The organism is Labrys neptuniae, from assembly GCF_040797145.1.
In the GTDB taxonomy this organism is placed as follows: domain Bacteria; phylum Pseudomonadota; class Alphaproteobacteria; order Rhizobiales; family Labraceae; genus Labrys; species Labrys neptuniae.
Genome location: NZ_JBFNQD010000001.1, coordinates 843,318 through 865,930, shown reverse-complemented (window position 1 = coordinate 865,930; position 22,613 = coordinate 843,318). Strand labels below are relative to the sequence as shown.

Here is a 22,613-nt window from a genome sequence, read left to right as displayed (position 1 = left end):
GGCTTTTACGGGCTTTGAAAAGCCTTTGAAAACGATCCTGCGGGGCAAGCGCCCACCACGACCCACACCTCGCGCGATTTCCAGCATATTTCCCGCTTTCTACCCAGGCCTGGGGAACTCCCAAGGGTTTTGCGCTCAGCCATGGTGCGGTCATGTCCAAGACCGCCGCCACCTCCACGATTGCCCTTTGCTCCGCCATGCCATTGCCGGCCGGCGACACTGTGCCCGAGTGGATCCATCTCCTGCCTGCTGGCCAAATGCAGACCTTCGACGGTCGCGGGCCGTATCGCGTCGCGGATATCGCCAAACTGATCGAGGTCAGCATGCAGGGCGATGCCCGGCTGCCGATCGACGAAAACCACGCGACCGACCTTGCGGCCCCGAAGGGCGAACCATCGCCGGCGCGCGGCTGGATCGTTGCGCTCGAACAACGTGGCGACGGCGTATGGGGCAAGGTCGAATGGACCGGCTCGGGCAAAGCGCTGCTCGCCGACAAGGCCTATCGGCACATCTCACCCGTCATCGTGCATGACCAGAACAACGTCGTCGGCGGCGTGGTGCGGGCCAGCCTGGTCAATCGTCCCAATCTGCGCGGGCTGACCGCGCTTCATCAGGAGCAAACAATGGATCCGACCCTGGTGCAGATCCGGGAGGCCCTTGGCCTGCCCGCGACTGCCGACGCAGCCGCCGTGGCCGCTGGCGTCAACGCGCTGAAGGTCAGCACCTCGACCACGGCGCTGCAGCATGTTTCGCAGGCGCTGACGCCGATCGCCAAGGCGGTGGGCCTCACCGAGCAAGCGACCGGTGACCAGATCCTGACGGCGATCCAATCTCTGCAGGCCGCCGGCAAGAGCGATGTCGCCGCCCAGATCACAGCTCTGCAGACCGAGCTTACCAACAAGGGCAATGCCCTAGTCGCTCTCCAGCAGACCATTTCCAACGACAGGGCCGTTGCCTTCGTGGATGGCGCCATCAAGGCCGGCAAGATCAGCGTGAAGCCGCTGCGTGATCACTACATCGCAGAGCACGTGAAGGATCCTGCTCGTGTCGAGAAGGAGATCGGTGCTCTGCCGGCTCTGCAATCGAGCGGCACCACTGCGGTGCCTCCCAGCGACGCCCGCCCCGGCGAGCTGACCGCCGATGAGGCTTCGGTGGTCGCGATGATGGGCATCGATCCCGAGGCCTTCAAGAAGACGAAGGCCGCCCAGGCAGCCAAGCAGGAGGCCCTCTGATGCCGCTTACCTCCGAACTCAACACCCCCGAGCGGCCGGCGAAAACCCGCTCCATGGGAGTCTTCGCCGGCGTCAAGATCTTCAAGGGCGCCATGGTCATCAATGCTGGTGGCTTCGCGGCTCCTGTCGGCACGGGTGGAGCCCAGGCGATCAACTACCGCTGCCTGGGCCGGGCCGCAGAAACCGTCGACGCGACGGCCTCCACCGTCAACGGCGAACTGAAGATCACCGTTGAGGCCGGCGTGTTCCTCTACGCCAACAAAGCGGATGACGCCCTGACCAGGGCAGACATCAATGGCCTGGCTTACGCCAAGGATGACGCAACCGTTGGCAAAAGCCAGGGAGCGGACGGCTCGATGGCCGGCCTCGTCTTCGATGTCGACGAAAGCGGGGCTTGGATCCGCTTCGACTAACTCGCGCCTGGCGCCCGCCGGCGCCGGCCCCCGATCCTCAATTCAAGGCCTTCCCCGTGATCATCACCCGCACCGTTCTCTCCACTCTGTACACCGGCTTTTCGACGGCGTTTCAGAGTGGCTTCTCGGGCGTCACGCCCCAATACAACCGCGTGGCGCAGGTCGTTCCGTCAACGACGCGCGTCAACGAATATGGCTGGATGGCCGATCTGCCGGGCATCCGGGAATGGCTGGGCGATCGCCTCGTCAAAAACCTCGAAACGAACAGCTATCAGCTCCGCAACAAATCGTTCGAGTCGACGGTCGGCGTGAAGCGCGAGGACATCGAAGATGACAACCTCGGCATGTTCGGCACCATCGTTACCGAAATGGGGCGTCTCTCGGCGGTCTTCCCCGACGAGCAGGTCTGGCCGTTGCTGACCAATGGTTGGGCGGGCAAGTGCTACGACGGCAAGCCCTTCTTCTCCGAAGACCATCCCGTGTTGGACAAGAACGGCAAGAAGACGACCGCATCGAACGATCTGGGCGGCAACGGTACGCCGTGGTTCCTCCTGGACACGACGCGAGCCGTGAAACCCCTGATCTGGCAGACCCGCAAGGCTTTCAACCTGGTTCGGATGGATGCCGAGACGGACGAACACGTCTTCACGGCCGGCCAGTTCCGCTATGGCGTCGACGGACGCGCCGTCGCCGGCTACGGCTTCTGGCAGCTTGCCACGGGCTCCAAACAGGAGCTGACCCCGGAAACCTACGCCGAGGCGCGCGCCTTGATGCTGGATCGCAGGGGGGACAATGGCCGGCCACTTGGCCTGCAGCCGAACCTCCTTGTGGTGCCGTCCTCGCTTGAAGGCGTGGCGCGCAAGATCTTGCTCGCGGAGAACGACGCCGCCGGCTCGACCAATGTGTGGAAGGGCACCGCCGAGCCGTTCACCACGCCTTGGCTCGCCGCCGCCTGATGCCTGAGCGCTGATTTTCAGCGCCCTCTGCTGCTCGCAGGACACGAGCAGTTCAAGCGCCGGCCGCTCCTCCCAGGACCCGGCGCACACTCGGGGCGGCTTCGATGCCGCCCCACCTTTCTTTCCTCGGATGCGCCATGAGCTACGCCACACAACAGGACCTGGTCGACCGGTTCGGCGCTACCGAGATCATGCAGCGTTCGGATCGCCGCAAGCCGCCCACCACCATCGATCCTGTCGTTGTCGACCAGGCGCTGCACGACGCCACCGCGTTGATCAACGGATATCTCGCCAGCCGCTATGCCCTGCCGCTCTCGGCCGTGCCCGATATCCTCGTGAAGATCTGCGCGGACATTGCCCGCTACAATCTCTGGGGCGAGGCAGTGAACAAGGATGGGCCGATCGCGACAGCCTATCGCGACGCGCGTGCCTGGCTGCAGGACGTGGCGAACGGCAAGGTGGCGCTTGAGGCGGATGGCAAACCGTCGCCCGCCAATGCTTCCGGCGCCCGTGTCCAGGCCAGCCGACCCGACATGACTCGCCAGAACCTCAAGGGATTCATCTGATGGCGGGCACCAGCATCACGATCGATGTCGACAGCAAACCGGTTCGCGACGGGCTAAAGGCCGCCGCCGATACTGGCCGCGATCTGTCGCCGCTGATGGACGCGATCGGCCAGGCCGTGCTGACCTCGACCCAAATGCGCTTCGAGGCCCAGGCCGGCCCGGGCCGCGCGAAGTGGGCTCCGTTCGCCGCGTCCACCTTGAAACGCATGCCCAAGCGTCGCACGCCGGCGCAGCTCCTTCGCGACAGCGGCCGGCTCTATTCCTCGCTCACCTTCGAGGCTGGAACCGACCAGGTCGTTGTCGGCACCAACGTGGTCTATGCTGGCATCCACCAGCTGGGCGGCGATATCGTGAAGCCGGAGCGCGAAGGCAGCGCCACCTTCATCTATGCCAAGGAGGGCGCCGGCAGGACGAAGGACGGGAAGCGCGTCGGCTCGAAGCTCCGTTTCGCCAAGGCCAGCACCCGCGCCAAGTCCAAGCACACCCGCGATTTCACGGTGCCCGAGCACACCATCCACATTCCGGCCAGGCCCTATCTTGGCGTCGACAAGGATGATGAGCTGGAGATTCTCGGCACCATCACGGACTTCCTCAAAGGCAAAGCCGGCTTTGAGGGCACGCCATGATCGTTGATGAGTTCATCGCGCAGCTCCTGGCCCTGGATCCGCCGGTTTTCTCCTTGGTCGAGGGTATCGCCGAACTGGCGTCTCTTCAGGACGCGCCGGCAGCAACACCCGCCGGCTATGTCTTCATCAAGGAGGAGGCCGGCGGAGAGAACAGGCGCATCACCGGGCTGCTGCAGCGTGTCGAGGCTGATATCGGCGTCGTCATCGTCATGCAGAACGTTTCCGACAACGCCGGCGGCGCCGCCATGGCCGACATCGAGGCGATCAAGCTGACGACGATCGGCGCGATCGCCGGGACCCAGCCCCCCAGTGCGGCCGACACGGCCGAGTATATCGGCGGCCAGCTCGTGCGCGCCCGCAATGGCTACGTCTGGTGGGAACTGACCTTTTCCGCCCCGTACTATCTGGAGAGCAAGCCATGAACCGCACCGGCGGCCGCTATTACGAGGACCCGAAAACCGGCGTCGTCACCCGCGCCGAGCCTCAGACAGATGCGCCGGCGCCGGCCGAGCCCGCGCCGCCTGTGTCCGAACCTTCCACCGATCCCGAAACCGTCGCCTCCAAGGCCGGCAAGAAAGGCTGATCCATGGTAACGAACACCCGCTTTTACCGTAAGCTCGCCGTCCTCGCTAAGCTGGAGGCGGTTTACGGTACCGATCCAACCCCGACCGGCGCGCTCAACGCCCTGATGATCTCCAATGTCACGGCGACGCCTCTCGATGGCGAGAAGGTCTCGCGTGACGTGATCCTCCCGTTCTTCGGCGACCAGGGCTTCGTGCTTGCGGGCGTCAGCACGAAGCTGGAATTCGAGGTTGAGATCGCCGGCGCCGGCGCTGCCGGAGACATCCCGGCCTATGGTGTGCTGCTGCGCGCCTGCTCGATGACGGAAACCGTCGTCGCCACCACCTCCGTCAAATATCAGCCGGTCACCGATCAGCCGGAAAGCGTCTGCCTCTATGCCAACATGGATGGCGTCAACCACATCATGCTAGGCGCCCGCGGCACCTTCACCGTGGATGTGACGAACAAGAAGATCCCGAAGTTCAAATTCACCATGACGGGGCTGTTGGGTCCGGTGTCGGACCTGGCGCGCCCGGTGATCGACCTCGGGAAATGGCAGAGCCCCGTTGTTCCCTCCAAGCTGAACACGCCGATCTTCTCGCTGCATGGTACCACCGCAGCGGCGGTGCCTGCAGAGAGCCTGGCGCTCGATTTCGGCGGCCAGGTGGAGGGACGCTTCCTGATCGGCGCAGAGAGCGTCGAGATCACGGACCGCAAGATCTCGGGCACGGCAGTGCTCGAAGCCCGATCGCTGGCCACCAAGGATTGGTTCGATATCGCCAAGAACAACATCAAGGGGCCGCTTCACGTCCAGCACGGCACCGTTGCCGGCAACATCGTCGAGTTCGAGGCGCCCAAGGTACAGATCGGCTCCCCAACACAGGGCAACAGCCAGGGCGTGCTGACCTATTCGCTGCCACTCACCCTGACGCCGGACGTCGCTGACGATGAGCTGGTGATCACGGTTCGCTGATCTCCTCGAGGAGCGGCGCCGGCCGCCCTCGAAACTTTCTCTCGAGACAACTTTGAAGGGGCGTCGAAGGCGCTTCAATGATGGAGGATTCCATGTTCGTGGTGACGAAGGAGCACACCTTTTGGTGGCCGGTGAAAGTTCGCCAACCGGATCCGGAGAAGGCCGGTGCGATCCGCGAGGAGACCTTCAAGATGCGGTTCAAGGCCCTGCCCAAGGATAGGGGCGATGAGGTCAACACCATCCTCGCAGAACTGCCCGCCGTGGATCAGGCGATCGGTTTCATCAACGAAGTCGCCCTCGACTGGGGCGATGTCGTCGACAGCGACAAGAACGCCGTTGCCTTCTCCAGGGAGGCCCTGACCGACGCGCTGCTCTATCCGTGGGTCCGCCAAGGCATCTTGGACGCCTACACCGCCGCGATCTCCGGCCAGGCGGCCCGCCTGGGAAACTGAAGGAGGCGGCCGAGGCGCTCGCCTATCGATGGACCGGCCGAGCCGATCCGCGCCAGGCGGGCAAGCTGGACGCCGAAACGATCGAGCAATTCAAGGCCCTGGGCGACGTCGTCGGCTTGCCAGACCGGCCGGTGCCTGATGGCTCGATCGAGATCTGGGATGTGAACTGGCAGGTGTTCCAGCTCTTCCAGCGCCTCGCCACACAGTTTCGCGTCGTCGTTGTCCCACGCGGTCTCTTCCACCTGGGGCTCGACTACCAGGCCGCCGACATCGTGTTGCGACACCTGGCGCCAGAGGAAGCGGATCCAGCGACGCTGTTCGCGGATCTGCAGGAGATGGAAGCGGCGGCAGTGCCGATCTTGAACGAGGCGATGACATGACTTTGCAGCTCGGCGTCAAGGTCGCGGTAGACGCGAAGGAACTGGTCAGCCTCGGCGCCGCCGGCGACGCCGCCATGGAGAGGATCGACGCTTCCGCCAAGAAGGCCGAGCAGAGCGTCAACAATGTCGGCAAAGCGGCGCAGAACGCCGCGACCTCGCCGGCGCCGACGCCCGCCGCGTCCCCGACTACTCCCCAACCTCCGGTCCGTCCAACGCCGGCAAACAACAATCGTCCGGTGCCCACCAGCCAGGGGGAGGCCGCCGGCGTCAGCCGACTTCAGATGATGATGTTCGGCAGCGCTGCCCAGAACACGCTCAGCTCATTGTCCGCCGGCGCTTCGCCGGTGCAGGTCCTGGTCCAGCAAGGGTCCGAGATCGCTCAGGCCTTCACCATGGGGACGGCCAGCCCTCTCCAGGTGCTGAAATCTCTGGGGTCGACGGTCGCCGGCCTGGTGAGCCCCACCGTGTTGGCAGTCGCGGGATTGGGCGGATTGACTGCAGCGCTCGTTCTTGCCGGCACCACCTTCGCCGGCCAGCAGAAGCAGATCAATGACCTGATCTCTCGCGGCGTCGGACGCGGTTCAGGCGCCACGCTCAGCCAGATAAACTCAATCGCCGATCAGGCGACGATCCCAGGTTTCTCGCGCAGCTCCGCGCGGGATATTGCGGCCGGGCTCGCCGGAACCGGCAGGATCTCCGGCGGCGTGATCAGCAGCATAACCGGTCTCGCGCCGGGACTGGCTTCGCTGATGGGGGGAGATCTCGAAGCGGCCGGTCAGCGCCTGGCGCAGGCCTTTGCCGATCCCACGAAGGGCGCCGAGGATCTTGAGAAAGCGCTCGGCCCGCTCGACGACAAGACGAAGCAGGCAGTTCGCTCGCTGCAGGCCATGGGCGACGTTGCAGGCGCTCAGAGGGCCCTGCTCGAAGGAATTAGGGACGGCGTCCAGCAGGCGGCCGAGCAGACCGGCATCTGGGCGCGTATCGTCACAAATCTCGGCAACGCCTGGGACGATCTTGGAAACAAGGTCAACCGCACCGTCACCGGCGGCACTCTGGAAGAGCAGCTCGGCGACGCTCAGATGAAGTACATCGAGCTGGAGAAGCAGCTTTCGGATTCACGCCAGGGGACCGATCCGAACAGTCCGCTTGCCGGCATTTTGGGGCAACTCGATAGCGGCTTGCAAAAGCAGGTCCAGGACGCTCTGGTGGAGGTCAACCGCCTTCAGACGCTGGTCGACCAGGCCAGGGCCACCGCCGCCGCGAACAGGAAAACGGCCGAGGACAAGGCGGCGGCCTCCCAGGCGGGCGACTATGTCCGGACCGTGCAGCCGGACATTCAGAAGCTCCAGACGCTTCGGGACATGCTCACGAGCATGGGCAACGCGGCAGCTTCGCCCGATATCATGGGGCGCATGGGCGTGTCGGCCGAGCAGACGCGGCAGGCCATTGATGCGGTCACCGGCGCTCTGCAGAGCTACATGTCGGCGGACGAAAAAGCCCGCGCCAGCGAGCAGCTCACCGTGGCCGCCATCAATGCGCGCACTGTTGCCGAGAAGGCCAACATTGCATCCCAGCGCGAGCGCCTGGCGCTGGCCGGCCAGAGCGTCTCGGTTGCGGAACAGCAGCGCCGGGCAGAGGCAGCGGCTGCCGCCGTGATGGCGCAAGCCAATCGCGATTCCCTCGATAAGCTGAAAGCAGCCAACGACAATGCGGCCCTGGCCGGCCTATCCGACTATCAGCGCCAGCTCGCGTCGATCGATCAGAAATATCAGGATCTCCTGAGGGAAAACCAGGGCGCCAGCCCCGACACGCTCGCCAACATCCAAAATGCCCGAACGGCGGAGATCAACACCGCCCAGCAGACGGCGATCGGCGGCCCGTTGCGCGACGCGAACCGGAGCCTGCAAGAGCAGGTGGCCGCCCTGAAACTCCAGCAGGATGCCTTCGGAAAGAGTGCGGGCGAAGCTGCCAAGCTGGCGGCGGCGCAGGAGATGATCAACCGCTACAACGCCGCCGGCGTCCCGATCACGGACGGCCTCCGCGCGGCGATCGACGCCTATGCGACGTCGGCCGGCAAGGTGGCGCAGGCCTCCCACGATCTCACTCAAAAGCAGAACCAGGTCATCGCCTCCCTCGACCAGGTTCGCGACACGAGCCGCAACGTCTTGGGCGGCCTGTTCTCCGACCTGATGCACGGAACGTCAGCGGCCGACGCCCTGGCCAATGCTGCTGGCAAGATCGGTGACCAACTCATCAGCAACGCCACGAACAACATCGTGGACAGCCTTCTCGGCAAGAACGGCCAGATGGGGGGCGGCCTGTTCGGTGACTTCCTGGGCGGCATCTTCGGCAAACAAGTGGGCTTGTCGACGGCGGACATCACGGCCGGCATCGTCAACGTCAACGGCGGCTTCGGAGGCGACATCACCCGCCTTCTGGGCGGTGCCCTTCCCAACGCCGCCGCCAACTCCAATGTCGCAGGGGCGGGGCTCGCGCCGCTCAAGGGCCTTGGTCCGACCGCACCCATTACATCTTCGTCCTTGCCACCGGTCGGCAGTGCTGTGGCCGCGCTCGCTGGCCTCACGCCGGGCGGCGGGACGTTCTCGACGGTCGGCAACTACCGTAGCGGCGTGAACGCCCAGCTCACCGACATTCTGCGCACGGCCGCCGAACGCTCCGGCTTGCAGGTCCAGGCTATCTCCGGACTTCGGCCAGGAGATCCGCGATTTCATGGCCAGGGCCTGGCCACGGACGTCAGCATCATCGATCCGGCGACTGGAAGGGCCCTGCCGAACTATCAGAATGGCGCGGCCTTTCGGCAATACGAGTCGTTCGCCCAGGTCGCTCGCCAGGTGCAAATGGAGCGCTATCCGGAGCTGTCGGATCAGTTCCGCTGGGGCGGATATTTCTCCGGCGGCAAAGGCAAGTACGGCGCTGCCGACCTCATGCATTTCGACCTGGGCGGGCGCCGCGTTGGGATGGGCGGGGGCTCTTGGGCCAATGGCCTGACGCCCGCACAGCGCGCCTTGTTCCCGGATGCGACTTCTATCGGCATGGGTAGCGGCCAGGGCCAGTTGCCTGGCCTCCAGCAACTGCAGAGCAGCCTCAGCCAGTTGGGCACAGCCGCACAAAGTGCAACGCCCAGCCTGAGCAATGTGATTTCCGGCATGAGCGGCCTGCCTTCCCCGCTTGCCATGGTGGCGACCAATGCCAACCAGGCCGGGTCAGCAATCGGTCAGGGCGGCGGCGGCCTGGTGGGCGCGCTGCAATCGCTCCTCAGCAGCCTGTTTAGCGGCATGGGGATCGGCTCGCACGCCGATGGCACGTCCGAGCCGATCGGCACCGGCAAGATCTCGGGGCCTGGCACGAGCCGGTCCGACTCCATCCTGGCCCGCGTCAGCAATGGCGAATTCATCGTCAACGCTGCCGCGACCCGCCGCAACCTGCCGCTCCTGCAGGCGATCAATACGAACCGGATGCCGGCTTTCGCGGATGGCGGAGCGGTCGCCTCGGGCAGTCCGGCCAGCGCCGGCGCTTGGCGGCACATGAACGACAACGGCGGGAGCGGGCAGCAGCCTGGCGTCACGATGAACCTCTACAACCAGGCCGGCGTCGAGATCGAGCAGAAGTCCAGCACCGACGCCAAGGGCCGGCGCCAGCTCGACGTCTATATCGGCAAGAAGACGGCCGACCAGGTCAAGAAGCCTGGCAGCGACACGAGCCGCGCCATGCAGGCCCAGTTTGGTCTCACGCGCCAGGTGACCCGCCGATGATCCCGTCTTGGCCAGCCACGCTTCCCCAGCTCTTCAATCGCCAGGGCTTTGCCTACGCCGAGGGCGACGGCCGGCTGATGTCCGACACGGACACCGGCCCAGGCAAGGTCCGCCGGCGTACCACTGCCGCCGTCGACATCATGAAGGGACAGATGACGATCACCCGCGACCAGCTTCAGGCCATGCGTGACTTCATCCGCAACGACCTGATCGGCGGATCGCTGCCCTTCCAGATCCCTGATCCGCTCGGCGGCGCGGCTCCCTTGCTGGTGCGCTTTTCCAAGGATGGCATGCCCCAATACCAGAACATCGCCGGGGCATGGTGGACGGCGGCCTTCCAGGTCGATGTGCTGCCATGAGAACGATTTCCGCCCGCTTTCGCGCCGCCCTCTATCGGGAGAACATGGAAGAGGTACCGGCGATGCTGATCACGATCACGCATCCTGACCTCGCCGCGCCGCTCCACTTTTCTTCCGACCCGACCGAACGCATTTCCACGGAGCCCTTGCTCTACGGGACGGTTTCGCGGGGCACGCAATACAATTTCGTGCCGATCCAGGTGACCTTGCCTGCCGACCAGGACGATGCGCCGCCAACGATCGACATCACCTTGTCAGTAGTCGGCCGCGAGGCGGTGCCGCTCTTGCGCTCGGCGATCGAGCCGCCCTCGGTCACGCTTGAGATCGTCCTGGCGCAGTATCCCGACGATATCGAAGCCGTGTTTCCGGATTTCGACCTGGTCAGCGCCAGCTATGGCGGCGACAGCGCCACGATATCGCTGGCGATCGACAGCATGGCCTCCGAACCGTTCCCGGCCGGCAGCTTCACGCCCTCCTATTTCCCTGGAATGTTCTGATGGCGAACCTGTTCGACCGCTATGTGGGATTGCCTTTCCGCGATCGGGGCCGGGACGAGCGCGGCTACGATTGCTGGGGGCTGGCGCAGCTCATCTATCGCGAGCAGCTCGGGATCGAGCTTCCCTCCTATGTCGATGACTATGCTTCGACAGCCGATCGAAAGGCCCTCAACGCCTTGATAAAGGGCGAACGGACGCCCTGGTCACCGGTCCCCCAGGAGAAGGCCGGCACGTTCGACCTCGTGCTGCTGCGCGAGCGGCCCTGGCATATCGGCATCGTGGTCGGCGCCGGGCTGATGATTCATATGCCGCTCTACCAGACGTCGACGGTCGAGCCCTATCGCACCGGCCGCAACTTCATTCGCCTGGAAGGCCTCTACCGTCATGAGGATCGGCAATGACGCTGCCCGTCATCCTGCCGGCGCAGCCGCTCGAAGGTGAGATCCTCAGCGCCGAGGACAGCGTGACCGTCATCGTCGCGCCGAACCCATTGCGCCAGGAGCGGCATATCTTGCAGTTGCCTGCCGGCAGCAGCGTGACGGAGATCCTGCGCCTGGTCGAAACCTCGATCGAGAAGGCGAGCCGGATCCGGGCGAGTTGGCACGTCTCGATCGAGGGCGAACCGGTGCCAGCCGAATGGCACGGCCGGGTGCGGGTCAAGCCCGGCAAGATCGTGGTGCTGCGGGCGCGCGCCACCGGCGGCGGCAACCTTCTCAAATCGCTGCTGATGCTGGTGGTGGCGGTCATCACCGCTTTTATCGCTCCCTACCTTGCTCCGATCTTCGGCACGTTTGGCGCCAGCTTGATCACGGCCGCCATAACGATCGGCGCCAGCCTGCTGATCAACGCGCTGTTCCCTGTCTCGCTCAAGGATGAGAAGGGCAACCAGGTTTATTCGATCTCCGGCAACCAGAACCTCGCCGCCAAATACGAGCCCGTTCCCATCATCCTCGGCCGCATGCGCGTTTTCCCTCGATATGGCGCTTCGGCCTATACCGAGTTCGAAGGCAACGACCAGGTGCTGCGCCTGCTCTATGTCTGGGGCTATGGCCCGCTCGATATCACTGACCTGAAGATCGCCGACACGCCTCTGGCGGGGTACAAGGGCGTGGAGATCGAGCACGGTTATGGCTATCCAGGAGATGGCCAGCCGACGATCTATCCCGGCGAAGTGATCCAGCAAAACTTCTCGATCGACGTGAAGAAGATCGACGGCTGGATTGTCCGCACCACCTCGGAGGACATCACCGAGTGGGCGATCGACATCGTCGCGCCGGCGGGCCTCAACCGATCGGACAACAGCAAGGGCAAGGTCCAGGCCGCCTCCTTCGCCGTCCAGATCCAGTATTCCGAGGCCTATGCCGAGAACTGGATCGCGTTGCCGAACCTGGTCGTCTCCGGCCGCACGAGCGACCCGGTGCGCAAGACCGTCCGCCAGACCGTTCCGCTAGGACAATATGACATCCGGATCCAGCGGCTCACGCCAGACGACAATGGCGCCGTGAAAGTCCACACCTCGTCGAGCTGGACCGCTCTTCGCTCCTACCGACCAGGCGCACCGCTACAGTTTCCGTTCCCCGTCGCCTGGACTGCCCTGAAGATCCGCGCCACCGCCCAGCTCAACGGCGTGGTCGATAATTTCAATGGCGTCGTGACCAGCCGCGTGAAGGCCTGGGATGGGGCGAGCTGGACGCCAGACACGCCGAGCCAGAACCCGGCGGATCTGTTGCCGTTCGTGCTGCAATGCAACGCCAATGCCCGCCCATTGGCAAACTCCCGCATCGACTGGCCGACCTTCCAGGCCTGGCACGCCTACAATGTGGCCCAGGGCTGGAAGTTCAACGCGCCCTTCGACCAGTCCGGCAAGAGCGTCTATGAGACCGCCAAATCGATCGCCTCGGCCGGCCGTGCAGCCGTGGTGTTTCGGGATGGGCTCTGGAGCGTGGTCTGGGACGATCCGGACGCGCCGATCACGCAGCATTACACGCCGCGAAATTCCTCGGGCTTCCAGGGCAAGCGCGACTATCGCCGGCTTCCCCATGGCCTGCGGGTCCAGTTCAAGAACGAAGGTCGGCGTTGGCAGGATGACGAGATCCTGGTGTTCCGCGACGGCTACAACAAGACGAACGCCACGCTGTTCGAGCAGTTCCCCCTGGTCGGCATTACCGATCACACGCTCGCCTGGCGCATGGGGCGCTACCACCTGGCCCAGCTGGAGCTGCGGCCGGAAACCTACACCCTCAATGTCGACATCGAGAGCTTCATCAACACCAGGGGCGACCGTGTCCGCGTCTCCTATGACGCGCCGATGTTCGGCATCAGCGCGGGGCGCGTGAAGGCGGTCGAGGCGAACCTTGTCACCCTGGACGAGGAAATGCTCCTGGAAGCCGGCAAGAACTATGCGGTCCGGTTCCGCACCGCCGATGGTGGCTCGCTCTACCGCACCGTGGCGCCGGCGATCGGGCCGACTTATACGCTCACCCTTTCCGGCACCGGCGCCATGCCGGCGGTCGGCGATCTCGCCATGTTCGGCGAGGCCGGCATCGAAACCGTCGTACTGCGCGTCTTCGAGATCCGCCCCGGCGATGACATGACGGCCGAGATCGACTTCGTGGATGACGCACCCGCCATCCTGCAGGCCGACCAGGGCGAGATCCCGCCTTTTGACAGCCAGATAACCGATCCACCCGACCCCGCGACGCTGCAGCCACTCAATCTGTCGTTGATTGAAGGTTATGCCGACGCCAGCCAGAACTATGCGCCGACTGCCACCCTCATGTGGCAGACCAACCCTGGAAACGCCGCCGTCAGCTTCGAGATCATCGGTACGCCACCCGGGGACGTCGCAAATACACTCACGGCCACCGCCGACGGAGCGAGCAGGTCGATTACCTGGCAGAACCTGGACTCGGGGACGTGGATTTTCGAGGTGCGGGCGATCTTCGGGGATGGCAGCACTTCGCAGTGGTCGAGCCTGACACAGAACGTCATGGGAGCGTCTCAGCCGCCTCCGGACATCAGCGACTTTGCCGTCAATGTCCTGGATACCAGTGCAACCTTCTCCTGGGCACCGTCGCAGTCACCCGTCGCCTATGCGGAGATCCGCTACTCGCCGGCTCTTGTCGATGCCAACTGGGCAGCGGCCACCGTCCTGGTGCAACGCACGAACGGTCTGTCGGCAACCGTGCCCTATGCCTCGGGCTCCTATCTCATCAAATGGGTGACCTATAACGGCGTCTACAGCACCAACGCGGCTCTGATCGTCGCCGAAGGCGCCGCCATCACTGCGCTGAACGTGGTGGAAGAGATCTTCGACATGTCGCCCTTCACCGGGACGATGACCGGCGTCGTCGAGGACAATGGCGTGCTGCGCCTGGCTGTGGCGACGCCTGGCATCGAGGGCCGCTATGAACTGCCCCAAACCTTGGATCTCGGCGCCGTCTATACCAGCCGCGTTTCCGGCGAGGTGGTGGCGGCCGGCGTCAACCTCAACAGCGACTTCTTCGGCTCGGCCGACTTCTTCGGGCCGCCTGACTTCTTCGGCGTCACCACCGACGACTGGCGGGTGCTCTTCTATTACCGGGCGACCAGCGATGATCCCAGCGCCGGTAATTGGGGGCCTTGGACGCCTTTCGTCATCGGCGACTACACCTTCCGTGCCGTCCAATTCGCGTTGGGCCTCAGCACGGAAGTCGAAGGCATCACGGCAGCCGTGTCCCTTGCCCACATCAGCGTCGACATGCCCGATCGGGATGAGGTCGGCCGCGACGTCCCGGTGCCCACGTCGGGCCTGAGGGTCAATTTCACGCCGCCGTACCGGGTGCTCAAAGGCATCGCCGTCACAGGCCAGGGCATGGCCACCGGCGACTATCTCGACATCTCCAACAAGGCCGAGAGCGGCTTTGACGTCGTCATCAGGAACGCGTCCGGAAATCCCGTGGCGCGGACAATCGACTACATCGCCAAAGGATATGGAAAGGCGTCATGAGCCAGCCCGACAGCATCACAATTCCAGAGGCCGGACCGAAACAGCCGACTGCTATGGCCCAGGCCATCAATGCCAGCATCAAGGCGCTGCTCAACTCGCATCTCGGGGCGGCGGCACCGGCCTATGCGGAAGCCGGCACATTCTTCGTCAAGAATGATGCCAATCCCTGGGGGTGGTGGTTCTACGACGGCGCACAGTGGATCAAGCTTGGCGACATCGACCCGACCAAGCACACCTTCCAGGTCGCGTTTCGCGGTGTAGAGCCGTCGATCAACGTGGCGTCATCGGCGACGACCGATCTGGGCAGCACCGCCATCACCTCTGCGAGCGTCTCCATCCAGGGCACCACTCAGATTTCGTCCTTTGGCTTCGGGCCAAACCTGGTCAGGTTCATCCAGTTCGCCGGCAGCCTGACGCTGAAGAACAGTGCCAATCTCCTGTTGCCGGGCAATGCGGATATCGTCACGCAGGCGGGCGATACCGCGCTTGCCCTTAGCGATCGCGCTGGCAAGTGGCGAGTCTACCATTATCAGCGGGCCGATGGCCGGGCGCTGGTCTCCGGCCCCAAGATCATGAAGGTATCGGCGGACAAGGCGCTGACGATAGCCGATAGCGGCACGATCGTCCGCTTTGAGGGCGCCTCGCCGGCGACATTGACGCTGCCCGACAACGCCACCGCGAAGCAGCCGCTTGAATTCCCGATAGTCAAGGCCACGGATGCTGACCTGCGGGTGAAGGTGGCCGCGGGCAACTTCCTGTACACGGCGGACGGTACGATCAGTTCGACTGGCGAATTCGTGATGCGCGGCAAATCGAGCGTCGTCGTCATGGCCTCTGATTGGGATTTTTACGTCTTTGGCGACATGGACACCAACAGCGGGAGTGCGCCACGCGCCCTTTCCGTCAACGCCAATACGACGCTGAAGCCGAGCGACCGGGGCACTTTCCTCCAGTTCACTGGCTCATCCTCGATCTCGGCATTGCTGCCTTCACCGGCCGGCCTGCGCGGGATCTTCTACGTCTGGAACAACACCAGCGTTTCCCAGACGCTGGGCATCAATGGGGCCGGTACGTTCTATTGGCCCAATGGCAGCGGAACGACCTATCAATTGCGCCCTGGCGAGCGCTTCTTGGTCCTCTCCGATACCTTCAACTACATCGTCGTGACCACCGGCGGGGCTCAAAACGTGGCGCGCACGGTTTACACGACGTCAGCCACCTGGACGAACCCGACAGCCAATGGTGCAAGCCCGGACGCAGAAGCAACCATCGTTGGTTGGGGCGGCGGCGGAGGCGGAGGCGGCGTCAGCTCGACGTGGGGCGGCGGAGGCGGCGGCGGCGGCTGCTCGGATCCCCTTGTCATGCGCCTGGGCGATCTGCCGGCATCCGTCCCCATTGTCATTGGGGCTGGCGGAGATCCGGGAAACCCCGGCGGCGACACGACCTTTGGAGACTACCTGACCGCCAAGGGCGGCAGCGCCGGCAATTCTGGAGCGCTGAATTCCGGCGCGGCTGGCGGTGCTGGTGGCGGATCCGGGCGCTATGCCAGCGACGGCGGCGCAGGAGCAACGACCAGCCTTTCGGGCCGAAGCTCCGAACGGGGCGGCGGCGGTGGCGGCGGCGGCGGAAATAACTTCCAGAATGGGGGCGGCAGTTCGGTGTGGGGCGGCGGCGGCGGCGCCGGCGTCAACACCAGCACGGGAGGAACTGCGGGGACCTCGACATTCGGCGGCGCCGGCGGGACGGCCGGCGCGTCGCCGACGCCGGGGGCGGCGCGCGGAGGCGGCGGCGGCGGTCGCTACGGCGGGTGGGTGCCGACAGCCGGCGGCCGGGGCGAGTTGTGGATCACAATCAAGGGAGCATGACCATGCATCTGCTCGTTCGGGATGGCTACGTCGTCAATGTCATCGAGCCACCAGAAGACTCGGACTGGGCACCGCCTGAAGGCTGCATCCTCGTAGAGGCCACTGGCGCGATCGGCGACCACTGGAACGGTTCGGCCTGCACGGCGCCCAGCCAGGTGCCTATCTCGGCCCCGGAGCTGCTCGCCTATGCCGCCGATCGCCGCTTTGCGATCGAGACCGGCGGCATCACGCTGCCCAACGGCGCACCGATCGCCACCGACCGTGACAGTCAGAGCCTCATCACCGGCGCCTGGAACTATGTGCTGAATAGCGAGAACGCCACGGTTTCCTTCAAGACGGCGGCCGGTTTCGTGTCCATGGATGCCGACACGCTCAAGCAATTGGCGCTCGCGGTGGGTGACCACGTGCAGAAGTGCTTCGCGGCCGAGGGGACTATCGCCCTCGCCATTGCGACCGGCACCATCACCACCCAGGCGGACGTCGATGCCGCTTTCGCCTCGATCATGGAGAGCGCGTGATGCTCATTCCTGTCCTCGTCCTGCAATACCTCATCGTTCCGTTCTGCGCCGCCCTCAACCACATGCGAGGCGGCGGCGCCTGGCTGGCGCTCTCGGCCGAGATTGGCAAGCTGCCCGGCCGCCCCATCTTCTATGCCGCACCGCTTCTCTGCGGGCTCGCCTGGCCGTTGATCGGCTGGGTTCATGCCCTCGTGCTTGCCGGCTGCTACCTGCTTTGGGGCATTCCCGAATGGGGCCGCTGGTTTACCTTGAATCGCGAGCCTCGATCGATCAGCGGCGAGCCAGCCTGGTGGGCGGCGATCCTCGAACGCTATGCCGATCGCATCCCATGGGGGCAGATCGTCGATGCTGAATCAGGCGCGGAGCGGAACGACTATGCCTGCTTCACTATCCGCAACACCGTGCTGTTCCTACCGCTGCTCGCGATCTCGCCCTGGCTGATCTTGCTGGGGCCGCTGCAGACCGCCGTCTACGAGCTGGGCCACCGGCTTCGCCATCCTGGCGGCATCGCGCCGTCAGAACTGATGTTCGGAGCCGTCATAGGCGCCGCCGCCCTTTTCCTCAGCCTCTAATCAGGAGCATGCCAATGACCGATGCAGCCAGCGTGGCGGCCGACCAGCTCAAATCCGTCATCGAGCGGATCGAGCGCCTGGAAGAAGACAAGAAGGCGATCGCAGACGACATCGCCGAGGTCTATGGCGAGGCCAAGGCCAACGGCTTCGACGTGACCATCCTGCGCAAACTCATCAGCCTGCGGAAGAAGCCCGCAGCCGAGCGGGCTGAGGAAGACGCGATTCTGGAGCTGTATCTCCAGGCACTGGGTATGGAAGCCTAAGGAGGATTTCGTGACAGAGACGACACCTGCATTCAGCAGTTGGGCCAAGCTCGAATTGATGGGCCATCGCACGCGCGTGGGCTTCGTCCAAGAGGTCGAGATGTTCGGTGGCAAGCTGCTGCGCATCGATATCCCGGCAAATGGCGGCGACGTCACCGAGTTCTATGGCTGCTCATCCGTCTACGCGCTCTCGCCGGTCTCCGAAGAAATTGCGCGAGACTACATGAAACGCTGCAGCGATCCCCGGCCCGTGAGGCCGATGGAATATCGCCTCGAAGCGCCGAGGGATGAGTTCGGCGCGGAAGAGTGACGGAGTCCGGCTTGCGCCGGCTGCGGGTCTAGATTGGCGTCATGACCGCAGGACGATCGAATGGCTTCACCGTCACCCCGCCGCTTTGCTCACGACGAGCGCGGCCGAGGTAGGCGATTTTCAGGCCTTCTTCTATGCATTCATCCGATCATGGTTATAGGACCGTGAACCCCACTCAGCCTGTCGCCGGCTACGTCGGCGGCAAGCGCCAATTGGCCCGTCGCATCATCTCGGCAATCGAGGCCGTGCCGCATGGCCTCTACGCCGAACCCTTCGTCGGGATGGGCGGCGTGTTCCTGCGGCGCACCTCGGCGCCCAAGGCCGAGGCGATCAACGACATGAGCAAGGATGTCGCCGGGCTCTTCCGGATCTTGCAGCGCCACTATCAGGCCTTCATGGATACCCTGAAATGGCAGATCACGAGTCGGGCCGACTTCGAGCGCCTCGTGGCCACGGATCCTGAAACACTCACCGATCTCGAACGCGCAGCCCGCTTCCTCTATCTGCAGCGGCTGTCCTTCGGCGGGAAGGTAGTCGGCCGCACCTTCGGCATCGACACGAACGGGCCGGCCAGGTTCGACATTACCAAACTGGGCTCGATGCTGGAGGCGGTTCACGATCGTCTCGCCGGCGTCGTGGTGGATTGCCTGCCCTGGGAAAAGTTCATTGCCCGGTGGGACCGGCCACACACATTATTTTATGTGGACCCGCCCTATTGGGGAACGGAGCATTACTATGGTCGAGGGATGTTCGAACCCGCCGACCACCAGCGATTAGCGGCGGTTTTGAAGGGGCTTCGAGGCCGTTTCATACTGTCTTTGAATGACTGCCCTGAGGTCCGACAGCTTTATTCTTGGGCGACGCTCCAGGAAGCAAAGCTCAGCTACACCATGGCCGGAGCAGGCAGAGCCTGCCGCGTAAGCGAATTGATCATTGGAAATGCTTTAGGACGGTAGCAAGGACAACTGATCACCAGGCTCAGGCTCCCTCCTGGTGGTTTTACGCCACGCAGATGCATTGCCACGCCGCCCGGGAACTAGCTCAAGCACTCCTTCGCGGCGGAGGGCGACAAAAACATCCTTCATTTGAACATCGCGACGAATGCCAGTGATATCGCGGCCGATTTGATTAGTGATAGTGGCGTGGGTATCTAGATATTCCATCACAATTTGGGCAGGGGATGACAAGCGCGTGTGGCGAATAAACACCACGACCGAATTCTCTCGTTCTGAGATTTCCGGATCCTGGAGGCGAATGCGACGCATTGCATGGAATGCGGTGTTTAGCCCCTCGCCAACGTCTTTATTGGGTGGATTGGGGAACTTGTTGATAAGCCGGACTATCTTGGGGTTTCGAGCAAATTGCTCCTCAAGCACATTTTGGACGGTCACGTGACCGGGCAGACGGCCCGGGCTCTCGACCTCTACGCGGTCATCATAGATGCGTATCTGAGCGTCCGTCGCAATGCTGTAGTCTCGGTGCAGGATGGCGTTCGTCACGATCTCATGTAGCGTCTCATGAGGATAGCTGACGTCCTGTAACCCGCCACCGCCAATCCTCTTGATGCTCTCCACGATATCCTTCGTTGCAGCAACGGCCTTGTCGATCAGGTCGTAGATGGGCCCCTCAATGGTGAGGGGATCAAACGCCATGACCTCCCGGTTTATTCCTTCTTCGACGGTTTGAAACCGAAAGATCTTCACAGCTGAACGCTTAGGCAACATGGCTTGTGGCTCGTCTGCGAAGAGCAAGGCCCCTGCGACTGTGGGCTTTTGGTTTTGGAGTACCAGTTGTGAGGCAAGCCAAGTTTCTGGTTCGGCCGACGGAATCTGTTCAAGCAGAAATTCGATGACGGTCGCAGAATTTGTGATCCAATCGACCGGGGCGTTCACCAATTCGTCTTCGAAAGAGATGATGCCCTTGTCGTATTCCAAGGCGCGCATCGCAGCCTCTCCCTTAACGGGGAGGTTTTGAGCGCCCCGCCGGATATAGGCGGTCCCGGCAGTTGAGGTGAGAACAGATCGGGTTTTCTGCACTACGATATGCAAGACGTACCCAGGCAAGTCAGGGCTCTCCAAGAACTCGGCATCCCAATAGACGGTCCCCGGGGACAGGCTCTCCAAAACCTGGAAGATGGCGTTCGCGGCTTCTTGATCGGGAAATCCACGCCACGACCGCGTCTTCGCTCCATCAATCACCCTCTCATCGATGCCGATATAAAGGTCTCCGGCAGCGGTGTTCGCGAATGCCGAAATAGAGTTGCTCAGTTTTGCGGGGGGGATCTCGATCGCCTTGAGGTCCTGGAAATGGCTCTCCTCGAATTGAACAAGCGCTGCGGCATCTTCGTTCGATATGGCCCGAACCTGCATGGACATCTTGAGACTCTCCAGACCCTATGGGCCCCCTTATAAGACAACCAAGGGCATACTGTCTCGGATCTCAAATTGCTCTAAATTGAAGTGTCCGCTACTCCGGATTCATGTGTCCGGCTTCAAACCGTCGAGCATGTCGATTACCTTCGGTTGAGGGCAGGACCTTATGCCCCGAAGGGGTGCTTGTCCAGCATTTTGTTCTCTTTTTGTTCCTGATGAGGAAGGGCGGAAATCGATGCGGAGAGGGAGCGCCTTGCTCAGGCCTCGAACGAGTCCATTAGAATATAGCTGCTCGGTTGACGCTGATATGCATCGATCTGCGGAACCAGTCGCTTGAAATGTTCGGTACTGCAATGGGCGTCGAGGGAGGCGCGATCCGGCCATGCCTCGATGAAAACGAAATGCCCAGGGTCTTTCTGGTCGATGAAAAGGTCATAGGCGATGCAATGTTCTTCCTGGCGCGTCTTGGCGACCAGTTCCCTGTAGAGGGGAAGCACGGCATCCACATGTTCGGGCTTTATGAAATCCTGAGCGATGACTTTCAGCATCGGGAACCTAAGGGGCGGCCCTTTGTGCCCGCAGGGCAGGGGACCCTACGCGCTTGCGCTCCTTCGCTCCAGGCAAAGGGCGGGCATATTCAAGATATTCAGGAAAAATGGTCGGAGCGAGAGGATTCGAACCTCCGACCCCTAGTCCCCCAGACTAGTGCGCTAACCGGGCTGCGCTACGCTCCGACGCTCATTGAGCGTGGGCTGAATAGGGTTTTTCGCTCCGATGCGCAAGCCCCGATTTCAGTTTCTCGTCATATGAGAGACACGAAATGCACAGGCCTGGCAGGCGGAAGCGCGCGCACCAGAAATATGAGGAAGAATTTCCCGCTATCTATGAATGCTCCGGCTGCCGCCATAGATTGCGGGAGGGGATCGCCTCTGGCGTGGAACGAACGTTTCCCGCGCTGCGTTTATACCGCGCTGGATTCGCTCGAGGAGCGTGTGATGAGACAATGGGTTATTGCCGCTTATGCAGCAGCCATGGGCCTTGCTTCAGCGGGCCTTGCTGCTGCACCTGCTGCCGCCATGCCGTTGACGCCTGCGGCTGGCGCAGAAAATCCCTTGTTGCAAACGGTGGCGGATGGCTGCCCGCGTAACTATTATCGCAGCTATGGACGCTGTGTCCCCAACAGTCGAGGGTATCGGGGGCCGCGTTACGGCGACGGTTATGCCGACGCGCCGCGATATTATGTGCGTCCCTATTATGACAGTCCGGGCTACTTCGATGGCCCCGGCTATTACGATGGCCCGCGCTATTGGGCTGCTCCGCGCCGCTGCCCGCCCGGCAGGTATCCGGGTTTGTACGGCCGCTGCGTGTCGGGCTGGTGATCTCGGTTCGACAGGCCATCCGTAAGATCGTCCGCAGATGGACTTCCCCGGCGTGAGAGCACGGGTTTTCCTTGAAGCGGATGTCCCTGGTGGCCCCCAAAAAACCGGCAAGGACAGACCTTGCCGGGTTCGGTGAGACGGTGAAATCTCGTGCCGCCTGCTGGCTCGATGGGGCAGGTGGCTCAATAGACCGGATGACAGGCGGCGCCACGGGGGCCGAGGCGCGTGCCCGGCGGACAGACGCGACCATAGCCGCTGCGATTAGCCGGGACCGACCCGCGGCGATAGACCGGTGGGCGGCCGTAATTGGGGGCAGGACGATAGGCTGGGGCAGGGCGGATACCGTAATTATTGGGTACGCAGCGACCCCAACGGTTGGGCGCATAGCCACGTCCACAACCATAGGCAACATTCTCGACGAGGCCGCTATCCGCACCGACGGCAGGGTTGGCCGGCATCGCCGAGGCACCGCTCGAGAAACCCGCAAAACCGATCGTGGCCAGGGCGGCCGCGAGAATCAATTTCTTCATCAAATGCTCCTGTCGTTCATTCGCCCGG

25 protein-coding genes and 1 tRNA gene are annotated in these 22,613 nt (G+C 63.4%); 22 read left to right on the top strand and 4 right to left on the bottom strand.

What is annotated here, in order from left to right; genetic code table 11:
• The first annotated feature begins 152 nt into the window (after positions 1 to 152).
• The 21 genes from ABXS05_RS04180 to ABXS05_RS04080 all read left to right on the top strand — a co-directional run bounded on the left by ABXS05_RS04180 (position 153) and on the right by ABXS05_RS04080 (position 19,260).
• Positions 153 to 1,232 carry a phage protease gene (locus ABXS05_RS04180; RefSeq protein WP_367623028.1) on the top strand — a complete coding sequence of 360 codons (1,080 nt, stop codon included), beginning with the start codon at positions 153 to 155 and terminating at the stop codon, positions 1,230 to 1,232.
• On the top strand, positions 1,232 to 1,645 hold the full coding sequence (locus tag ABXS05_RS04175; RefSeq protein ID WP_367623027.1) for a hypothetical protein: 414 nt from the start codon (positions 1,232 to 1,234) through the stop codon (positions 1,643 to 1,645). The genes ABXS05_RS04180 and ABXS05_RS04175 overlap by 1 nt, the downstream gene beginning before the upstream one ends.
• A 56-nt stretch (positions 1,646 to 1,701) precedes the next feature.
• Positions 1,702 to 2,601 (top strand): Mu-like prophage major head subunit gpT family protein, encoded by a 900-nt coding sequence (locus ABXS05_RS04170; protein WP_367623026.1) that lies wholly within the window; start codon positions 1,702 to 1,704, stop codon positions 2,599 to 2,601.
• 137 nt (positions 2,602 to 2,738) lie between these two features.
• Positions 2,739 to 3,167 carry a gp436 family protein gene (locus tag ABXS05_RS04165; RefSeq protein WP_367623025.1) on the top strand — a complete coding sequence of 143 codons (429 nt, stop codon included), beginning with the start codon at positions 2,739 to 2,741 and terminating at the stop codon, positions 3,165 to 3,167.
• Positions 3,167 to 3,793 (top strand): phage virion morphogenesis protein, encoded by a 627-nt coding sequence (locus ABXS05_RS04160; RefSeq protein WP_367623024.1) that lies wholly within the window; start codon positions 3,167 to 3,169, stop codon positions 3,791 to 3,793. Before ABXS05_RS04165 ends, ABXS05_RS04160 begins: the two co-directional genes overlap by 1 nt.
• On the top strand, positions 3,790 to 4,215 hold the full coding sequence (locus ABXS05_RS04155; protein WP_367623023.1) for a phage tail terminator protein: 426 nt from the start codon (positions 3,790 to 3,792) through the stop codon (positions 4,213 to 4,215). The genes ABXS05_RS04160 and ABXS05_RS04155 overlap by 4 nt, the downstream gene beginning before the upstream one ends.
• Positions 4,212 to 4,376, top strand: coding sequence for a hypothetical protein (locus tag ABXS05_RS04150; RefSeq protein WP_156771730.1), 165 nt, complete (start codon positions 4,212 to 4,214; stop codon positions 4,374 to 4,376). The genes ABXS05_RS04155 and ABXS05_RS04150 overlap by 4 nt, the downstream gene beginning before the upstream one ends.
• A gap of 3 nt (positions 4,377 to 4,379) precedes the next feature.
• Positions 4,380 to 5,327, top strand: a complete 948-nt coding sequence (locus ABXS05_RS04145; protein ID WP_367623022.1) for a phage tail tube protein — start codon at positions 4,380 to 4,382, stop codon at positions 5,325 to 5,327.
• A gap of 92 nt (positions 5,328 to 5,419) precedes the next feature.
• Positions 5,420 to 5,779, top strand: a complete 360-nt coding sequence (locus ABXS05_RS04140) for a hypothetical protein (protein WP_367623021.1) — start codon at positions 5,420 to 5,422, stop codon at positions 5,777 to 5,779.
• The gene (locus ABXS05_RS04135; RefSeq protein WP_367623020.1) at positions 5,707 to 6,159 is read left to right on the top strand and encodes a DUF1799 domain-containing protein; all 453 of its coding nucleotides are present in this window, start codon (positions 5,707 to 5,709) and stop codon (positions 6,157 to 6,159) included. The genes ABXS05_RS04140 and ABXS05_RS04135 overlap by 73 nt, the downstream gene beginning before the upstream one ends.
• Complete coding sequence (locus ABXS05_RS04130; protein ID WP_367623019.1) at positions 6,156 to 9,932, top strand: phage tail length tape measure family protein; 3,777 nt, start codon at positions 6,156 to 6,158, stop codon at positions 9,930 to 9,932. The genes ABXS05_RS04135 and ABXS05_RS04130 overlap by 4 nt, the downstream gene beginning before the upstream one ends.
• Positions 9,929 to 10,291 (top strand): hypothetical protein, encoded by a 363-nt coding sequence (locus ABXS05_RS04125; RefSeq protein WP_367623018.1) that lies wholly within the window; start codon positions 9,929 to 9,931, stop codon positions 10,289 to 10,291. Before ABXS05_RS04130 ends, ABXS05_RS04125 begins: the two co-directional genes overlap by 4 nt.
• The gene (locus ABXS05_RS04120) at positions 10,288 to 10,788 is read left to right on the top strand and encodes a DUF1833 family protein (RefSeq protein ID WP_367623017.1); all 501 of its coding nucleotides are present in this window, start codon (positions 10,288 to 10,290) and stop codon (positions 10,786 to 10,788) included. The genes ABXS05_RS04125 and ABXS05_RS04120 overlap by 4 nt, the downstream gene beginning before the upstream one ends.
• Entirely contained in the window at positions 10,788 to 11,189 is a 402-nt protein-coding gene (locus ABXS05_RS04115) for a C40 family peptidase (RefSeq protein WP_367623016.1), read from the top strand. The genes ABXS05_RS04120 and ABXS05_RS04115 overlap by 1 nt, the downstream gene beginning before the upstream one ends.
• Complete coding sequence (locus ABXS05_RS04110) at positions 11,186 to 14,776, top strand: host specificity factor TipJ family phage tail protein (protein ID WP_367623015.1); 3,591 nt, start codon at positions 11,186 to 11,188, stop codon at positions 14,774 to 14,776. Before ABXS05_RS04115 ends, ABXS05_RS04110 begins: the two co-directional genes overlap by 4 nt.
• Positions 14,773 to 16,641 (top strand): glycine-rich domain-containing protein, encoded by a 1,869-nt coding sequence (locus ABXS05_RS04105; protein ID WP_367623014.1) that lies wholly within the window; start codon positions 14,773 to 14,775, stop codon positions 16,639 to 16,641. The genes ABXS05_RS04110 and ABXS05_RS04105 overlap by 4 nt, the downstream gene beginning before the upstream one ends.
• A gap of 2 nt (positions 16,642 to 16,643) precedes the next feature.
• On the top strand, positions 16,644 to 17,159 hold the full coding sequence (locus tag ABXS05_RS04100; protein ID WP_367623013.1) for a DUF4376 domain-containing protein: 516 nt from the start codon (positions 16,644 to 16,646) through the stop codon (positions 17,157 to 17,159).
• Positions 17,159 to 17,731: a hypothetical protein gene (locus ABXS05_RS04095; RefSeq protein WP_367623012.1), complete on the top strand. Its 573-nt coding sequence runs from the start codon at positions 17,159 to 17,161 to the stop codon at positions 17,729 to 17,731. Before ABXS05_RS04100 ends, ABXS05_RS04095 begins: the two co-directional genes overlap by 1 nt.
• 14 nt (positions 17,732 to 17,745) lie before the next feature.
• Positions 17,746 to 17,994 (top strand): DUF2312 domain-containing protein, encoded by a 249-nt coding sequence (locus tag ABXS05_RS04090; RefSeq protein ID WP_367623011.1) that lies wholly within the window; start codon positions 17,746 to 17,748, stop codon positions 17,992 to 17,994.
• A 10-nt stretch (positions 17,995 to 18,004) separates the two neighbouring features.
• Positions 18,005 to 18,304 carry a hypothetical protein gene (locus ABXS05_RS04085; protein WP_367623010.1) on the top strand — a complete coding sequence of 100 codons (300 nt, stop codon included), beginning with the start codon at positions 18,005 to 18,007 and terminating at the stop codon, positions 18,302 to 18,304.
• 164 nt (positions 18,305 to 18,468) lie between these two features.
• Positions 18,469 to 19,260 carry a DNA adenine methylase gene (locus ABXS05_RS04080; protein WP_437178629.1) on the top strand — a complete coding sequence of 264 codons (792 nt, stop codon included), beginning with the start codon at positions 18,469 to 18,471 and terminating at the stop codon, positions 19,258 to 19,260.
• On the opposite strand, the gene ABXS05_RS04075 is transcribed toward ABXS05_RS04080, so the two are convergent.
• The 3 genes from ABXS05_RS04075 to ABXS05_RS04065 all read right to left on the bottom strand — a co-directional run bounded on the left by ABXS05_RS04075 (position 19,249) and on the right by ABXS05_RS04065 (position 21,410).
• Positions 19,249 to 20,679, bottom strand: coding sequence for an RNA/DNA-binding domain-containing protein (locus ABXS05_RS04075; RefSeq protein WP_367623008.1), 1,431 nt, complete (start codon positions 20,677 to 20,679; stop codon positions 19,249 to 19,251). The two genes, ABXS05_RS04080 and ABXS05_RS04075, sit on opposite strands and share 12 nt — an antisense overlap.
• 254 nt (positions 20,680 to 20,933) lie before the next feature.
• Entirely contained in the window at positions 20,934 to 21,224 is a 291-nt protein-coding gene (locus ABXS05_RS04070; protein ID WP_367623007.1) for a putative quinol monooxygenase, read from the bottom strand.
• A 108-nt stretch (positions 21,225 to 21,332) separates the two neighbouring features.
• A tRNA-Pro gene (locus ABXS05_RS04065) sits at positions 21,333 to 21,410 on the bottom strand.
• Positions 21,411 to 21,671: 261 nt separating this feature from the next.
• Between ABXS05_RS04065 and ABXS05_RS04060 the strand changes: the two genes are divergently transcribed.
• On the top strand, positions 21,672 to 22,055 hold the full coding sequence (locus ABXS05_RS04060) for a hypothetical protein (protein ID WP_311935060.1): 384 nt from the start codon (positions 21,672 to 21,674) through the stop codon (positions 22,053 to 22,055).
• Between the two features lie 182 nt (positions 22,056 to 22,237).
• Here the strand turns inward: ABXS05_RS04060 and ABXS05_RS04055 are convergent, their stop codons facing one another.
• On the bottom strand, positions 22,238 to 22,585 hold the full coding sequence (locus ABXS05_RS04055; RefSeq protein WP_367623006.1) for a GCG_CRPN prefix-to-repeats domain-containing protein: 348 nt from the start codon (positions 22,583 to 22,585) through the stop codon (positions 22,238 to 22,240).
• Positions 22,586 to 22,613 lie beyond the last annotated feature (28 nt).

Coding starts and splice junctions, on each gene's coding strand:
- ABXS05_RS04180 (WP_367623028.1), top strand. CDS start 153: ATGTCCAAGACCGCCGCCACCTCCACGATTGCCCTTTGCTCCGCCATG.
- ABXS05_RS04175 (WP_367623027.1), top strand. CDS start 1,232: ATGCCGCTTACCTCCGAACTCAACACCCCCGAGCGGCCGGCGAAAACC.
- ABXS05_RS04165 (WP_367623025.1), top strand. CDS start 2,739: ATGAGCTACGCCACACAACAGGACCTGGTCGACCGGTTCGGCGCTACC.
- ABXS05_RS04160 (WP_367623024.1), top strand. CDS start 3,167: ATGGCGGGCACCAGCATCACGATCGATGTCGACAGCAAACCGGTTCGC.
- ABXS05_RS04155 (WP_367623023.1), top strand. CDS start 3,790: ATGATCGTTGATGAGTTCATCGCGCAGCTCCTGGCCCTGGATCCGCCG.
- ABXS05_RS04150 (WP_156771730.1), top strand. CDS start 4,212: ATGAACCGCACCGGCGGCCGCTATTACGAGGACCCGAAAACCGGCGTC.
- ABXS05_RS04145 (WP_367623022.1), top strand. CDS start 4,380: ATGGTAACGAACACCCGCTTTTACCGTAAGCTCGCCGTCCTCGCTAAG.
- ABXS05_RS04140 (WP_367623021.1), top strand. CDS start 5,420: ATGTTCGTGGTGACGAAGGAGCACACCTTTTGGTGGCCGGTGAAAGTT.
- ABXS05_RS04130 (WP_367623019.1), top strand. CDS start 6,156: ATGACTTTGCAGCTCGGCGTCAAGGTCGCGGTAGACGCGAAGGAACTG.
- ABXS05_RS04125 (WP_367623018.1), top strand. CDS start 9,929: ATGATCCCGTCTTGGCCAGCCACGCTTCCCCAGCTCTTCAATCGCCAG.
- ABXS05_RS04120 (WP_367623017.1), top strand. CDS start 10,288: ATGAGAACGATTTCCGCCCGCTTTCGCGCCGCCCTCTATCGGGAGAAC.
- ABXS05_RS04115 (WP_367623016.1), top strand. CDS start 10,788: ATGGCGAACCTGTTCGACCGCTATGTGGGATTGCCTTTCCGCGATCGG.
- ABXS05_RS04110 (WP_367623015.1), top strand. CDS start 11,186: ATGACGCTGCCCGTCATCCTGCCGGCGCAGCCGCTCGAAGGTGAGATC.
- ABXS05_RS04105 (WP_367623014.1), top strand. CDS start 14,773: ATGAGCCAGCCCGACAGCATCACAATTCCAGAGGCCGGACCGAAACAG.
- ABXS05_RS04100 (WP_367623013.1), top strand. CDS start 16,644: ATGCATCTGCTCGTTCGGGATGGCTACGTCGTCAATGTCATCGAGCCA.
- ABXS05_RS04095 (WP_367623012.1), top strand. CDS start 17,159: ATGCTCATTCCTGTCCTCGTCCTGCAATACCTCATCGTTCCGTTCTGC.
- ABXS05_RS04090 (WP_367623011.1), top strand. CDS start 17,746: ATGACCGATGCAGCCAGCGTGGCGGCCGACCAGCTCAAATCCGTCATC.
- ABXS05_RS04075 (WP_367623008.1), bottom strand. CDS start 20,679: ATGTCCATGCAGGTTCGGGCCATATCGAACGAAGATGCCGCAGCGCTT.
- ABXS05_RS04070 (WP_367623007.1), bottom strand. CDS start 21,224: ATGCTGAAAGTCATCGCTCAGGATTTCATAAAGCCCGAACATGTGGAT.
- ABXS05_RS04060 (WP_311935060.1), top strand. CDS start 21,672: ATGAGACAATGGGTTATTGCCGCTTATGCAGCAGCCATGGGCCTTGCT.
- ABXS05_RS04055 (WP_367623006.1), bottom strand. CDS start 22,585: ATGAAGAAATTGATTCTCGCGGCCGCCCTGGCCACGATCGGTTTTGCG.